The following is a 12891-nucleotide window of genomic DNA, read 5'->3' as shown; positions in this document are numbered from 1 at the left end:
GACATCAGCACACCCCCTCCCCCCGTCATCGGGGGAGGGGGTTCCTATGAAGAGGCACCAGGAAACCCATGGCCGATAAAGTCGAATTCGAGCTGGTCTCGCCGGAAAAGCTGCTGAAGTCGCAGCCCGTGGACATGGTCGTGGTGCCGGGTTCGGAAGGCGATTTCGGCGTGCTCGCCGGTCACTCGCCGATGATCTCGACCGTGCGTCCGGGTGTCATCGACGTCTATGAGGGCGACCGCGTGGTCGACCGCGTCTTCGTCGCCGGCGGCTTCGCCGAGGTCACCGAGGCCCGCTGCACCGTGCTGGCCGAGGAAGCGGTGGCGCTGACCGACCTGGACCGCGCCACGGTCGAGAAGCAGATCAAGGACCTGTCCGAGGATCTGGACGACAGCAAGTCGGACGCCGAGCGCGCCGCTGCCGAGTCCAAGCTGGCCGTCGCGCGCGCCAAGCTGGACGCGCTGAGCCAGTCTTCCGCTCACTGAGCGGAAAATCCGTCGGCCCAGGGGGTTCCCGAGGCAGACGGCATACATCTCTTCGGTCGAACGGGCGGCTTGGGCTTCCAGGCCGCCCGTTTCCGTTGCGACTCGGTTGCATCGCCGAAAAGACGAATTACATTCGAAGGCCTGAACCGCAAGCCCCGCCGCACCCCGACGGCACTGGTGGGGACACGGGAACAGACCCTACCCGATACTGGACACGGCCGCCGCCAGGGCGGCCCAAGACGAGGCGGCAGAGCGGATCATGGCGCGTGCGCATTGGCGGATCGATGAGCTTCCCTGGGACCGTTTCGATGCCGGCCGGGTGGATCCCGACCTGGTCCCCCTGATCAAGGCGGCGGCTCTGGTCGAGTTCAATGCCGACGACTACACGGCCTATCTGTGCAACGTCTTCAATGACGATCCGGAGTTCCAGGAGGTCGCCCGCGGCTGGGCGGTCGAGGAGGTCCAGCATGGCGAGGCGCTCGGCCGCTGGGCCGAGTTGGTCGACCCGACCTTCGATTTCCGGGCGGCGGTGGAACGCTTCCGCGCCGGCTACCGGGTGCCGATCGATCTGGACGCCTCGGTCCGCGGATCGCGCACCGGCGAGATGATCGCCCGCTGCATGGTGGAGACCGGCACAAGTTCCTACTACGCCGCCATCGGCGATTCGACCGACGAGCCGGTGCTGAAGGAGATCTGCCGCAACATCGCCGCCGACGAGCTGCGCCACTACAAGATCTTCTACACCTACGCCAAGAAGTACCTGGACCGTGAAGGGCTGAACAAGGTGCAGCGCCTGAAGGTGGCGCTGTCGCGCATCGGCGAGTCCGAGGATGACGAGCTGGCTTATGCCTATTACGCCGCCAATGCCCCGGCCGACGCCGCGTACGAGCACAAGGTCTACAACGCCGCCTACAAGCGCCGCGCGTTCGGCCGCTACCGCCGCAAACACGTCGACCGCGCCATCGCCATGGTGTTCAAGGCCTGCGGCCTGAAGCCGCACTCGCGGCTGTGCAGCGTGGCCTCGCGTGGGGCCTGGTGGTTTATCGACCGCCAAGCCAGGAAGCTGGCCGCTCAAGCGGTCTGACCGCGTCAGGCCTGCCGGTTTCCTTGCCCACCCCCGTCGCCCCGATGCCGGTCTTCGGGTGGTGGGCTGGCGTCCGTCGGTCGTTATGTTCCAAAGAACCGGTTTGTTCTTTTCGCCTCTGTCACGCGACGTGCAAGAGGTCGTCCGCCGCCATTGGGGGAAACACCAGGGGCGGCGTTGATGAAATGCAAAATCCCCAATCTGCTTATTGTAGAGCTCTGTTCAGCGGGTGTGTTCAGCGCCGCAGATCAGCCGCAACGATTGGGCTTGGATGCCGTCATAGACATCATCCGCTTGGCGCATCCGCCTTGTTGCGGATCGAATTTTAGGCCAAGCCCGAGATCCACGCGTGCAGGCGCTGCGTAACGGTCGCTGTGAACATGTCCGTTCGTATGCGCATGGATGCCCGCCGCCGATGATCCGTTCCCATCTTCCCGCCATCCTCCTGCTTCTGGCCGGCGCCGCCGCCCTGCCGGTGGCCGCTTCCGGCGCGGGTGATCCAGCCGAGCCGGTCGCCGCGGTGTTCGCTCCCGGCACGACACTGGCCGAGGCGATGGCGCATGTGGCGGCGGCGGGCGGAACCCCGCTGCGTGGCGGCCCCTTCGCGAACATCGTCGTCGCCCGGTCGACGCACCCCGACTTCGCCGCTTCCCTTTACCGGCATGGCGCCTGGCTGCTGCTCGATCCGCTGCTTGCCGGATGCGCGGACCCGCGCCGTCTGCCGTCATGACCCGGAGCCACTCCATGAACAATCTCGACCGCCTGCGCGCCGCCAGCGAGCGGGCGATTCTCGCCTATCTGTGGAGCTATGTGCCGATCCTGGCCCTGTTCTCCTGGTCGATGGACCGCGGGTGGGTCATTCCGGCCCTGGCACTGTTGGTCACGGCCGGCGCGACGCTGGGCCGGCTCTCGGCCAATGGCGCCACGCGGCGCAGCCTGTCGGCGGTCGCGCTGATGCTTCAGAGCGCCTTGGTCGTTGCCGTGGGGCAGGGACAACCCTGGCAGGTCGATCTGCATTTCCTGTTCTTCGCCAATCTGGCGGCGCTGATCGCCTTCATCGATGTCGGCGCGCTGGTGATGGCGACGCTGGCCGTAGCCGGCCATCATCTGGTCCTGAATTTCGCCCTGCCCTATGCCCTGCTGCCGGAAGGCGGGAACCTTGTGCGGGTGCTCTACCACGCGGTGGCGGTGCTGGTGGAGGTGACGGTTCTGGTGGCGGTCGCCTGGAAAGGGCAGGACCTGCTGAACAACCTGGAGGCGACACTGGCCACCGCCGAGGAGGCACGTCGCCGGGCCGAGTCGCTGGCCGCCGAGCAGCGGGCGACGGAGGAACGCGCGGGCGAGGAGCGCCGTCGTACCCTGACCGAGGTGGCCGGCAGACTGCAGGCGGTGATCGGCACCTCCGCCGACCAGATCCTGACGGCGTCCGATGCGCTGAGCGGCGACTCTCAAGCCGTTGCCTCCACCATCGGCAGCACGCGCGTGCAGTTGGGTGACGCCTTGCGCTCCATCGGCGGGGCGGTGGAACGGGCGCATGACATGACGGTGGCGGCGGATCAGCTCGCCGGATCGACCGGCATCATCCGCGGACAGCTCGACCGTGCCACCGGCATCGTCTCCACCGCCAGCCGGCAGGCGTCGGCGACACGGGAGATCGTCTCCCTATTGGAAAGCACCGCCGCCCAGATCGAAGACATCACCCATCTGATCGGCGACATCGCCAGCCAGACCAACCTGCTGGCGCTCAACGCGACCATCGAGGCGGCGCGGGCCGGGGAGGCGGGCAAGGGCTTTGCCGTCGTCGCCGGCGAGGTCAAGCAGCTGGCCAGCCAGACCGCGCGGGCGACCGACGACATCGCCCGGCAGGTGGCGGACATCCAGGCTTCGTCCCGGCGCACCGCACAGGCCATCGGCGAGATTGTCGACACCATCGGCAGCATGAATGAAGTGACCGTGGGAATCGCCGGGGCGATCGAGCAGCAGGGCGTCGCCGCCCAGTCGATCATCGGCCAGATCCAGACCACGGCGGAGGAAGCCCGCGGCTTGGCGACGACGGTGGAGGGGGTGCGCGCGGTCGCCGACGGTTCCGGTTCCGCGGCGGAGGCCATGGAGCGGCGGCTGGACGTCGTGCGCCGCAGTGCCGCCCAACTGCAGAGCGAGGTGGCGTCGCTCGCCACCTCGATCCGCGCGGCGTGAAACGGTGAGGACGGGGCGGGAGGGGGCTGGCGGCGGCCGGTGGACTGCGCTACCCCTTCCGCTCCAACCACCAACACCCAAATGGGGTTCCGGAGACATGAAGCTCTATTACAAGCCGGGTGCCTGTTCGCTGTCGCCGCACATCGTCCTGCGCGAGGCCGGGCTGCCCTTCGAGCTGGTGAAGGTCGATCTGGTGACCAAGACCCTGCCCGACGGCAGCGATTTCCTTGCAGTGAACCCCAAGGGGCAGGTGCCGACCTTGGCGCTCGACGAGGGTGGCATCCTGACCGAGGGCGCCGTGATCGTGCAGTATATCGCCGATAAGGTGCCGGGCAGCGGCCTGATCCCTCAGGTGGGCACGATGGAGCGCTACCGTGTCCAGGAACTGCTGAGCTTCATCGGGTCGGAGCTGCACAAGGGCGTCGTGCCGCTGTTCCCGATGCTGAAGGATGTGGTGTCCGACACCCACCGCGAGTTTGCCGCCAAGGTGCTGCGCGGCAAGCTGTCGGTGCTGAACGCACAGCTGGAGGGCAAGGCGTATCTGACCGGCGACGTCTTCACCGTCGCCGATGCTTATGCCTACACGGTGCTGAGCTGGTTGCCGCGCATCGGCTTCGACCTGTCGGCCTTCCCAAATCTGGTCGCCTTCAGCGAACGTGTCGGTGCCCGTCCGGCGGTGCAGGCGGCGCATGCCGCGGAAGCCCAGGGCTGACGATTGCGATTGTGAACGGAAAAGGCCCCGTCTCGGCGAGAGACGGGGCCTTTTTCTTTGCTGGCGCTGCCCGAATCAGGCGGCGCTGGGCTTGCGGCGCATGGGCGTGTTGCCGCCGGGAGTGCCGGCCGCACGCGGGGTCTGCTTGCCGCCCCCGTGGTTGTTGCCGTGCGAAACGGCATGCGGAGCCGGGCGGCGGTCATGCCGGTTCTGGTCGTTGCGGGCGGCATCCGGCCGCGGCGCGCCGGTCGGCTTTCCGGCCTTCTGCGGGGCCTTGGCGGCGGACGCTGCGGGCTTCGGCTGCGCGGCCTTGGGCGCCGCCGCCGGCTTCGGCGCGGCATGCGCCGGGCGGGCCTGCTGCTGGTTGCGGTTGTGCTGGTTGCGGTTGCTGCCCGGCGCCTTGGGACGGGGCGGCGGCTTGCTGGAGGCGTGGATCTGCGCCACCTCCACCGCATGGTAGGGGTGGGTCGCGTCGGCCGGGATCGGCTGGCGGATCGTCTTTTCGATGTCCTTCAGGTAGCCGACCTCTTCATGGTCGCAGAACGACACCGCGCTGCCGTCGGTGCCGGCGCGCGCGGTCCGGCCGATGCGGTGGACGTAGCTTTCGGGCTCGTTCGGCAGGTCGAAGTTGATGACGTGGCTGATGCCGTCGATGTCGATGCCGCGGGCGGCGATGTCGGTCGCCACCAGCGCGCGCAACTCGCCGGCGCGGAAGCTTTCCAGTGCGCGAACGCGGGCCGACTGCGACTTGTCGCCATGGATGGCGTCGGCGGCGATGCCCGCCTTCTTCAGGTGGTCGGCGATGCGGTCGGCGCCGTGCTTGGTGCGGGCGAAGACGATGGTGCGGGCCATCGCGGAGTCTTCGAGCAGGTCGGCCAGCAGGCGGCGCTTGTCGCTGCGGTCCACGAACAGGACGCGCTGGTTGATGCGCTCCACCGTGGTCGATTGCGGCGTCACCTCGATCCGTTCGGCATCGGTCAGGATGCTGTTGGCCAGGTCGACCACGGCGTCCGGCATGGTGGCGGAGAACAGCAGGGTCTGCCGTTCCTTCGGCAGCACCGCGACCACCTTCCGCACGTCGCGGATGAAGCCCATGTCGAGCATGCGGTCGGCTTCGTCCAGCACGAACACCTCGATCTGGTCGAGGCGGACATGGTTCTGCGCCATCAGGTCGAGCAGGCGGCCGGGGGTGGCGATCAGCACCTCCGTCCCGCGGGCGATGGCGGCGACCTGCGGGCTTTGGCCGACGCCGCCATGGATGACGGTGCGGCGGATCGGCAGATGGCGGCCATAGGTGGTGAAGCTGTCACCGATCTGCAGCGCCAGTTCCCGCGTCGGGGTCAGGATCAGCGTGCGCGGCGACTTGGCGGCCACGCGCTTCTTGTTCTGGAACAGCCGCTGCAGGATGGGCAGCGTGAAGGCTGCGGTCTTGCCGGTGCCGGTCTGGGCGAGGCCCAGAACGTCGCGGCCGGCCAGCAGGAGCGGGATGGCGCCGGCCTGGATCGGCGTGGCCGTGGAGTATCCCTCCTCCGCGACGGCGCGCAGAAGAGGCTCGATCAGGCCGAGGCCGGAGAATTCGGTCATGGAAGCGATGGTCCTGGTCACCAAAATGGGGGCCGCGCCAGGAGGGAGCGGCCGGGCTTGCGCGCTCCGCGGCGGGTTGGCGCGGAGCCGTCGGGCGGCGGGCGATCCGGGCGCGCGCAAGTCCTGCGCGGCGCCGGGCGCCGTCCGACCCCGGACAGATAGGGCCGGTGGCTTGATTTGGCAAGCGAACTCGGCGCGCGGCAGGGGTGCGCCGGTCAGGACGCGCGGGGGAGGGGCGCGAATCCCCGCCGCGATGCTGCGGCAAATAGTCGCGCCCCGGGGCTGTTCAGGAGGTGCTTACGGCTTCTTGATGACGCCGCAGGCGATGCGGTCACCCGAATTGCCGGCAGGCTGGCTGAGATAGTCGTCGGGCTGGGCATGGACGACGATGGAGGTGCCGCCCTGCTTGAACAGGCCGTCCGGCCCGTCGGTCAGGGTGACCATGTGGGTGATCGCCTCGAACCCGGCCTTGCCGGCCTCGTTGGCCCAGATGTTGGGAAGCTCGCCGTAATGCATCTTTTCGGACTCTAGTCCGTGCTTGGAGCCCTGGGCGGCGAAATGGCCGCCGGCCGCCTTGAAGTCGGGCGTGCAGGCGCCGTTTTCGTGGATGTGGATGCCGTGCCAGCCCGGCGGCAGCCCTTCGAGCTGGCCGTGGACCAGGATGCCGTGCGGGAAGCGGGTGAAGGTGACGGTCCCCAGCGGCTTGCCCTGGGCATCGGCGACGGCGGCCTGGGCGGCGGGAGCGGGAGCCGGGGCCGACTGCTGGGCCAAGGCCGGGGCGGCGAACAGCGACAGGCCGGCGATCAGCAGGGCCTGCGTCGTCCCGATCCGGGGCGGGTGGGCACGGGTCATGCGGGTGAGTCCTCCATCTTGGCCGGGCCATGGGCGGCGCCGGCGGGTTCAGCGACTTTCCGTCGCTGCGAAACCGCTCTGGGATTGCGAACGGTTTTCAGTATGATGGGGGTCTCGGGAAGCAAAGACCAGGGTTGGGGTGATGACGTCGCGTCTGGAAGCGTTGTGTATGGAGAAGGGGCTGAAGATGACCGGACAGCGCCGCGTCATCTCCCAGGTGTTGTCGGACGCCGACGACCATCCCGATGTGGAGGAGGTGCACCGCCGGGCCGTGCAGATCGACCCGCGCATTTCCATCGCCACGGTGTACCGCACCATGCGGCTGCTGGAAGACGCGCAGGTGATCGAGCGTGTCGACCTGGGCGACGGCCGTGCGCGGTACGAGGAGGCGTCGGCCGACCACCATCACCACCTGATCGACACCCGCACCGGGCGGATCATCGAGTTCGCCAGCCCGGAGCTGGAGGCGCTGAAGGAGCGCATCGCCCGCGAGCTCGGCTACAAGATCGTCGGCCACCGGCTGGAGATTTACGGCGTGCCCCTGGATGAGGAGGAGCGTCCATGACCGATCCCCGTTTCCCCGAGGCGGAGCAGCCGATCGTCGACGCCATCGCCTGCCGCGATGCGGTGCAGCGCTGCTATTCCGGCCTGTGCCGCTGCGGCCAGCCGGAACGCTATGCGCTGGAGGCGGCGGTCACCGTCTACCGCTACCACCATCCTGAGATCCCGCCGGCCCAGGCGGAGACCATCGTCAGTCATTGGGTGGCGGGGCCGGTTCGGCACTGAGGGGGGAGAGTGGTTGCTGCGGTTGCCCCCACCCTAAACCCTCCCCCGCTCTCAGCGGACCCACGGTCCGCCTGTCGCGTCAGCACAATGCGTAGCTTTGTGCGAGAGCTGGGCAGGGAAGGGGCTTGGTGCTGATGCGGGAGAGTGGCGGCAGTCCCTCCCCCGCCCAGCGGGGGAGGATAGGTGGGGGCATCGCCAGCCGACGCCTTATGTGAAAATAGTCCTTGATCTCCCCAGCATAAAATCCTAAAACCGATCTCGTCAAGGCGACGGGTCCGCCCCCGGACCTCAGCGCCCGACAGACCCAAAGCTCCCCCCTCGCTTCGGTCCGAAAAGGGCCGGCCGGACACTTGAAAGTCCGGCCGGCCCTTTTCGTTTTCGCGTTTCGCCCGCGGCCGGCGCTGCGCCTTGCGCGCATCTCCGACAACCGGGTGGCGGAACGACTCCTCCCGCCACGCCGTCGCGGGATCCGCAGGAACGCGAAAGGAAAATATCCTTATGTCGACCACCATCGCCCAGGCGTTCGTCAAGCAGTTCGAGCGCGAGGTCCACGAGGCCTACCAGCGCATGGGTTCGAAGCTGCGCAACACGGTGCGAAGCAAGAACAACGTGCAGGGCGCCTCCACCGTCTTCCAGAAGGTCGGCAAGGGCGCCGCCTCCACCAAGTCGCGCCACGGCGCGGTCCCGGTGATGAACCTGGACCACACTCCGGTCGAATGCGCGCTGTACGATTTCTATGCCGGCGACTGGGTCGACCGGTTGGACGAGCTGAAGACCAACATCGACGAGCGGCAGATCATCGCCAATGCCGGCGCCTATGCGCTGGGCCGCAAGACCGACGAACTGCTGATCGCCGAGCTGAACAAGTCCGTCAATTACGCCGGCAGCGCCGCCGACGGGCTGACCAAGGCCAAGATCCTGGCTGCCTTCGAGATGATGGGCGAGGCCGACGTGCCCGACGACGGCCAGCGCTATGCCGTCGTCGGCTGGAAGCAGTGGAGCCAGCTGCTGGGCATCGAGGAGTTCGCCAGTTCCGATTATGTCGGCACCGACGAACTGCCCTGGCGCGGCACCCAGGCCAAGCGCTGGCTCGGCACGCTGTGGCTGCCGCATTCGGGTCTGACGCTGAGCGGCAGTGTCCGGCTCTGCCACTGGTACCACAAGACGGCGGTCGGCCATGCGGCCGGTGCCGACGTGAAGACCGACATCACCTGGCATGGCGACCGCGCGGCGCATTTCGTCAACAACATGATGAGCCAGGGCGCCGCGCTGATCGACACCACCGGGGTGGTGACCCTGCGCTGCCTGGAGAACTGAGTGGGGGTGAATTTCCCTCTCCCGTCCCGGGAGAGGGAAGGGACCCATGCGGAGCATGGGAAGGGTGAGGGGTGATTCAAGGAACCATGCGGTTCCGGACCCTTGCCTTACCCCTCACCCTCCCCGCGCGTGGCGCGGGTCCCCTCCCTCTCCCGGGGCGGGAGAGGGCATTTTTCTCCCCGACACAATCCGGAGTCTTCGATCCATGGCTTATGCGTCCAAGGATTTGAGCGTGCTCGCCTATGCGAACGGCTTCACGCTCTGGCACTACACCACGCCCGACGTGGCGACCGATGTCGATGCCGCCGGCTATTTCAACGGCGCCGCCGACCTGCTGCGGGTGGGCGACATGCTGCTGGCGAATTGCGCGGTCGGCGCTGCCACGCCGGCGACCGGCGTGCTGGTGGTGGCGGCCAGCGCCAACGGGGCGGTGGACGTCGCCAACCTGACGCCGTTCGGCAGCACCAACAGCGACTGATCCATCGAGGAGAGAGGCGCCGCTTCCCCGGCGCCTCCCCGGAATTCCGCAAAGGGAGACCGTCCATGGCCCTGACCGCCATCGGCCTGTGCGGCCGCGCGCTGATCAAGCTCGGCGCCACCGCCATCGCCTCCTTCGACGACGGCTCCGCCGAGGCGGAGGTGGCCGCCGCCCTCTATGGGCCGACGCGCGACGCGCTGTTGTCGGCCAATGCCTGGAGCTTCGCCAGCCTGCAGGCGACGCTTCCGCGGCTGGCCGAACCGCCGGTCGCCGATTACGCCTGCGCCTTCCAACTGCCGGCCGATTTCCTGCGGGCGCTGGGGGCGGGCGGCGACGGGCGGGGGCGCGGCCTGTCCTACCGCATCGCCGGGCGGACGCTGCTGTGCGATGCCGGCGCCGTCACCCTGTCCTACATCGGCCGCCCGGCGGAAGAGGCGTTTCCCGCCTTCTTCGACCAGGCGCTGATCGCGCGCCTCGCCGCCGAGTTCTGCCTGCCGCTGACCGAAAGTTCGACGCGGGCGGAGCTGCTGGCCCAGCTGGCCGAAAGCGAGTTCCGCCGCGCCCGCCAGATCGACGCCCAGCAGGACAGCCAGCCCGGCTTCGAGGACTTCACCCTGATCAATGTGCGGGCATGATGGGGAGGACGTGATGGGACGGCTGCATCAGGTCAAGACCAACTTCACCGCCGGAGAGGTGTCGCGCCGCCTGCTGGGGCGCGGCGACCTGAAGGCCTACGACAACGGCGCGCTGGTCTTGCGCAACCTGTTCATCGACCCGACCGGCGGGGTGACGCGGCGGTCCGGCCTTGCCTTCACCGCGCTGGCCCGCGGCGACGGACGGCTGGTGGCGTTCGAGCGGAACAGCGAACAAACCTATCTGCTGGTCTTCACCGACCGCTGGATCGACGTGTTCCAGGGCGGAACCAAGGTGGCGTCGGTTTCCGCACCCTGGACGTTGACGCAACTGGCGCAGATCACCTGGACGCAGAGCGCCGACACGCTGCTGGTCTGCCATCCCGACCTGCCGCCGCGCAAGCTGACGCGCGGCGACGACGGGACCTGGACCCTGGCAGAATGGGCCTTCGCGGTGGAGGGGGAGTTGCTGCGCACACCCTTCCACCGCTTCGGCGATCCGGCGGTGACGGTGACCCCGTCCGGCACCGGCGGGGCAATCACCGTCACCGCGTCTGCCCCGGTGTTCGATCCGCACCATGACGGCACCCGCATCCGCATCAAGGGCAAGCAACTGCAGGTGACCGGCGTGGTGTCGGGCACCCAGGTCAACGCGACGGTCAAGGAAACGCTGGCCGATACCCAGCCGACGACGCAATGGGAGGAGCAGGCCTTCTCGGCATTGCGCGGTTGGCCGGTGTCGGCCGCCTTCCATCAGGACCGGCTGGTCATCGGCGGGTCGCGCGACCTGCCCAACCGGCTGTGGCTGTCGCGCTCCGCCCAGATCTGGAACTTCGACCTGGGGGAGGGGCTGGACGATCAGGCCATCGAGTTCGGCATCCTGTCCGATCAGGTCAACGCGGTGCGCGCCGTCTTCTCCGGCCGGCATCTGCAGGTCTTCACCTCGGGCGCCGAATACATGGTGACCGGCGACCCGCTGACCCCGCAGAGCATGCAGGTCAACCGGCAGACGCGGATCGGCTCGCCGATGGACCGCGCCATTCCGCCACGCGACGTGGAGGGGGCGACGCTGTTCGTGCCGCGCAACCGGCGCGAAATCCGCGAGTTCCTCTATACCGACACCGAAGCGGCCTATCAGGCGAACGACCTCGCCCTGCTGGCCCGCCATCTGGTGTCCAGCCCGCGCGACCAGGATTACGACCAGAACCGCCGACTGCTGTTCGTGGCGATGGAGGACGGCACGCTGGGTGCGCTGACCGCCTACCGGGCGGAGAACGTCACCGCCTGGACCCTGCTGGAGACCGATGGGGCGGTGCGCTCCGTCGCCGCGGTGGGGGACGAGGTCTATACGCTGGTGGAACGGCGCGGGGTTTGGACCATCGAGCGGTTCGACGATGCGCTGAACCTCGACACGGCGATCACCGCCGAGCGGGTAGATGCAACTGCGGTCTGGAGCGGGCTGGCGCATCTGGAGGGACGGACGGTCGCCGTCGTTGCCGACGGGGTGGTGCGCAACCCGGCCACCGTCCAGGCCGGCGGCGTCACGCTCGACCCGCCTGCCCGCAAGGTCGAGATCGGACTGCCCTACACCCACCGGATCGAGCCGCTGCCGCCCAACCTGCTGGGGCAGGCGACCGGGGCCGACATCGTGCGGCTTGTCGCGGTCACCTTCCGGCTGGAGGAGACGGCGGCGTTGCGCGTCGATCTGGGGCGCGGGTTGCAGGAACTTCCACTTCACCGGCTTGGGCCGCAACCGGCCGGCGGGGTGCCGGCGCGCGTGTCCGGCGACCGACGGCTGCGGGCGCTCGGCTGGCGCCACGACACCAATGTCCCGCTGTGGCGCATCGAACAGGACGCGCCGCTGCCTTTCACGCTGCTTTCCGTGACCATGGAATTGAAGGTGAACGACTGATGGGTGGAATCGCTCCCCTCGTGACCACGGCGCTGCCGCTGGCGAACTCGGTCATCGGTACCGTGCGCAGCGCCAATGCCGGCCAGTCCAGCGCCGCCGCGCAACAGGCCGCAGCCCAGCAGGCCGCCCAGCAGGCCGCGGCCCAGCAGGCCGCCGCCGAGCTGGAGTACAAGCGCCAGCAGGACGCCGCGCAGGCCGCCGCGGCCCAGGCGGCGCTGGAACGGAAATACCGCGAGGAAGCGGCTGCGGCCGAACGTTCGGCCCAGGCCGCCGCCGTGGCCCGCCAGCAGCAGGCCCAGCTGGAGGCCGAGGCGCAGGCCCGCCAATGGTCGCATGATGCCGAGTTGCGTCAACGCGAGCAGGAGCTTCAGCGCCAGAGGGACGAGGCTGCTGCTGCGGTGCGGGCCAAGGAGATGGACGACTTCCGCTCCGCCCAGGAGCAGACGCTGGCGCAACTGCGCGCCAGCCAGGAGCAGACCGTCCACTCCAAGGAAACCGACGCCCAGACCCAGCTGGCCCAGCTGACCGCGGCGGCGGACGCGGCCGAGCAGCGCCGGCTCACCGCGTTGCGTCAGGCGGTGAGCAAGACCCGCGCCGGGCTGGGCGCGCGGGGCGTCACCGCGCAGGATGGGTCGGGCGAGGCGATCCTGCTGGGGTTGACCAACTCCAGCGAGACCGAACGGAAGGACGCGCAGGCGACCGAGCAGCTGAAACGCGCCGCCATCCAGCAGAGCCTGGACGAGGCTAAGCGCCGCAACCTGCTGGAGTTGTCGCAACTCGCCGACCGTCAGCGGCTGGAATACATGAGCAAGTTCTTTTGAGCGCGCTTGTGTCCGTTTTCGCGGAGACCCCC

At 68.6% G+C, this 12891-nt stretch carries 14 protein-coding genes; 12 read left to right on the top strand and 2 right to left on the bottom strand.

The window, feature by feature from the left end:
- The first annotated feature begins 68 nt into the window (after nt 1-68).
- The 5 genes from ACWPKK_RS10620 to gstA all read left to right on the top strand — a co-directional run bounded on the left by ACWPKK_RS10620 (nt 69) and on the right by gstA (nt 4477).
- Entirely contained in the window at nt 69-485 is a 417-nt protein-coding gene (locus ACWPKK_RS10620) for a F0F1 ATP synthase subunit epsilon (RefSeq protein WP_452003593.1), read from the top strand.
- Between the two features lie 259 nt (nt 486-744).
- The gene (locus ACWPKK_RS10615; RefSeq protein WP_324869419.1) at nt 745-1569 is read left to right on the top strand and encodes an acyl-ACP desaturase; all 825 of its coding nucleotides are present in this window, start codon (nt 745-747) and stop codon (nt 1567-1569) included.
- A gap of 415 nt (nt 1570-1984) precedes the next feature.
- Nucleotides 1985-2299 carry a hypothetical protein gene (locus tag ACWPKK_RS10610; RefSeq protein ID WP_452003590.1) on the top strand — a complete coding sequence of 105 codons (315 nt, stop codon included), beginning with the start codon at nt 1985-1987 and terminating at the stop codon, nt 2297-2299.
- A gap of 14 nt (nt 2300-2313) precedes the next feature.
- On the top strand, nt 2314-3765 hold the full coding sequence (locus ACWPKK_RS10605) for a methyl-accepting chemotaxis protein (RefSeq protein ID WP_452003588.1): 1452 nt from the start codon (nt 2314-2316) through the stop codon (nt 3763-3765).
- 97 nt (nt 3766-3862) lie between these two features.
- On the top strand, nt 3863-4477 hold the full coding sequence (gene gstA / locus ACWPKK_RS10600) for a glutathione transferase GstA (RefSeq protein WP_452003585.1): 615 nt from the start codon (nt 3863-3865) through the stop codon (nt 4475-4477).
- A 75-nt stretch (nt 4478-4552) separates the two neighbouring features.
- Here gstA and ACWPKK_RS10595 read toward each other — a convergent pair whose 3' ends face one another.
- The gene (locus ACWPKK_RS10595; protein ID WP_452003583.1) at nt 4553-6061 is read right to left on the bottom strand and encodes a DEAD/DEAH box helicase; all 1509 of its coding nucleotides are present in this window, start codon (nt 6059-6061) and stop codon (nt 4553-4555) included.
- A gap of 297 nt (nt 6062-6358) precedes the next feature.
- On the bottom strand, nt 6359-6913 hold the full coding sequence (locus tag ACWPKK_RS10590; RefSeq protein WP_324869414.1) for a superoxide dismutase family protein: 555 nt from the start codon (nt 6911-6913) through the stop codon (nt 6359-6361).
- Between the two features lie 142 nt (nt 6914-7055).
- Here ACWPKK_RS10590 and ACWPKK_RS10585 point away from each other — a divergent pair, with 142 nt between their 5' ends.
- The 7 genes from ACWPKK_RS10585 to ACWPKK_RS10555 all read left to right on the top strand — a co-directional run bounded on the left by ACWPKK_RS10585 (nt 7056) and on the right by ACWPKK_RS10555 (nt 12859).
- Nucleotides 7056-7478, top strand: coding sequence for a Fur family transcriptional regulator (locus tag ACWPKK_RS10585; RefSeq protein WP_310111803.1), 423 nt, complete (start codon nt 7056-7058; stop codon nt 7476-7478).
- Entirely contained in the window at nt 7475-7699 is a 225-nt protein-coding gene (locus ACWPKK_RS10580; RefSeq protein ID WP_194909746.1) for a hypothetical protein, read from the top strand. The genes ACWPKK_RS10585 and ACWPKK_RS10580 overlap by 4 nt, the downstream gene beginning before the upstream one ends.
- A 498-nt stretch (nt 7700-8197) precedes the next feature.
- Nucleotides 8198-9016 (top strand): phage capsid protein, encoded by an 819-nt coding sequence (locus ACWPKK_RS10575; protein ID WP_452003579.1) that lies wholly within the window; start codon nt 8198-8200, stop codon nt 9014-9016.
- 205 nt (nt 9017-9221) lie between these two features.
- Complete coding sequence (locus ACWPKK_RS10570) at nt 9222-9494, top strand: hypothetical protein (protein ID WP_452003577.1); 273 nt, start codon at nt 9222-9224, stop codon at nt 9492-9494.
- A gap of 65 nt (nt 9495-9559) precedes the next feature.
- Nucleotides 9560-10129, top strand: coding sequence for a hypothetical protein (locus tag ACWPKK_RS10565; RefSeq protein ID WP_452003575.1), 570 nt, complete (start codon nt 9560-9562; stop codon nt 10127-10129).
- Between the two features lie 13 nt (nt 10130-10142).
- Nucleotides 10143-12038, top strand: coding sequence for a hypothetical protein (locus ACWPKK_RS10560; RefSeq protein WP_452003572.1), 1896 nt, complete (start codon nt 10143-10145; stop codon nt 12036-12038).
- Nucleotides 12038-12859: a hypothetical protein gene (locus tag ACWPKK_RS10555; RefSeq protein WP_452003570.1), complete on the top strand. Its 822-nt coding sequence runs from the start codon at nt 12038-12040 to the stop codon at nt 12857-12859. Before ACWPKK_RS10560 ends, ACWPKK_RS10555 begins: the two co-directional genes overlap by 1 nt.
- The last annotated feature ends 32 nt before the right edge of the window (nt 12860-12891 follow it).

The sequence above is a fragment of the Azospirillum largimobile genome, assembly GCF_977007025.2.
The sequence above is the reverse complement of the archived record's forward strand: the minus strand, read 5'-3'. Positions and strand labels throughout refer to the sequence as shown.

Coding starts and splice junctions, on each gene's coding strand:
- ACWPKK_RS10610 (WP_452003590.1), top strand. CDS start 1,985: ATGATCCGTTCCCATCTTCCCGCCATCCTCCTGCTTCTGGCCGGCGCC.
- ACWPKK_RS10575 (WP_452003579.1), top strand. CDS start 8,198: ATGTCGACCACCATCGCCCAGGCGTTCGTCAAGCAGTTCGAGCGCGAG.
- ACWPKK_RS10555 (WP_452003570.1), top strand. CDS start 12,038: ATGGGTGGAATCGCTCCCCTCGTGACCACGGCGCTGCCGCTGGCGAAC.
- ACWPKK_RS10580 (WP_194909746.1), top strand. CDS start 7,475: ATGACCGATCCCCGTTTCCCCGAGGCGGAGCAGCCGATCGTCGACGCC.
- ACWPKK_RS10605 (WP_452003588.1), top strand. CDS start 2,314: ATGAACAATCTCGACCGCCTGCGCGCCGCCAGCGAGCGGGCGATTCTC.
- ACWPKK_RS10570 (WP_452003577.1), top strand. CDS start 9,222: ATGGCTTATGCGTCCAAGGATTTGAGCGTGCTCGCCTATGCGAACGGC.
- gstA (WP_452003585.1), top strand. CDS start 3,863: ATGAAGCTCTATTACAAGCCGGGTGCCTGTTCGCTGTCGCCGCACATC.
- ACWPKK_RS10615 (WP_324869419.1), top strand. CDS start 745: ATGGCGCGTGCGCATTGGCGGATCGATGAGCTTCCCTGGGACCGTTTC.
- ACWPKK_RS10620 (WP_452003593.1), top strand. CDS start 69: ATGGCCGATAAAGTCGAATTCGAGCTGGTCTCGCCGGAAAAGCTGCTG.
- ACWPKK_RS10565 (WP_452003575.1), top strand. CDS start 9,560: ATGGCCCTGACCGCCATCGGCCTGTGCGGCCGCGCGCTGATCAAGCTC.
- ACWPKK_RS10560 (WP_452003572.1), top strand. CDS start 10,143: ATGGGACGGCTGCATCAGGTCAAGACCAACTTCACCGCCGGAGAGGTG.
- ACWPKK_RS10585 (WP_310111803.1), top strand. CDS start 7,056: ATGACGTCGCGTCTGGAAGCGTTGTGTATGGAGAAGGGGCTGAAGATG.
- ACWPKK_RS10590 (WP_324869414.1), bottom strand. CDS start 6,913: ATGACCCGTGCCCACCCGCCCCGGATCGGGACGACGCAGGCCCTGCTG.
- ACWPKK_RS10595 (WP_452003583.1), bottom strand. CDS start 6,061: ATGACCGAATTCTCCGGCCTCGGCCTGATCGAGCCTCTTCTGCGCGCC.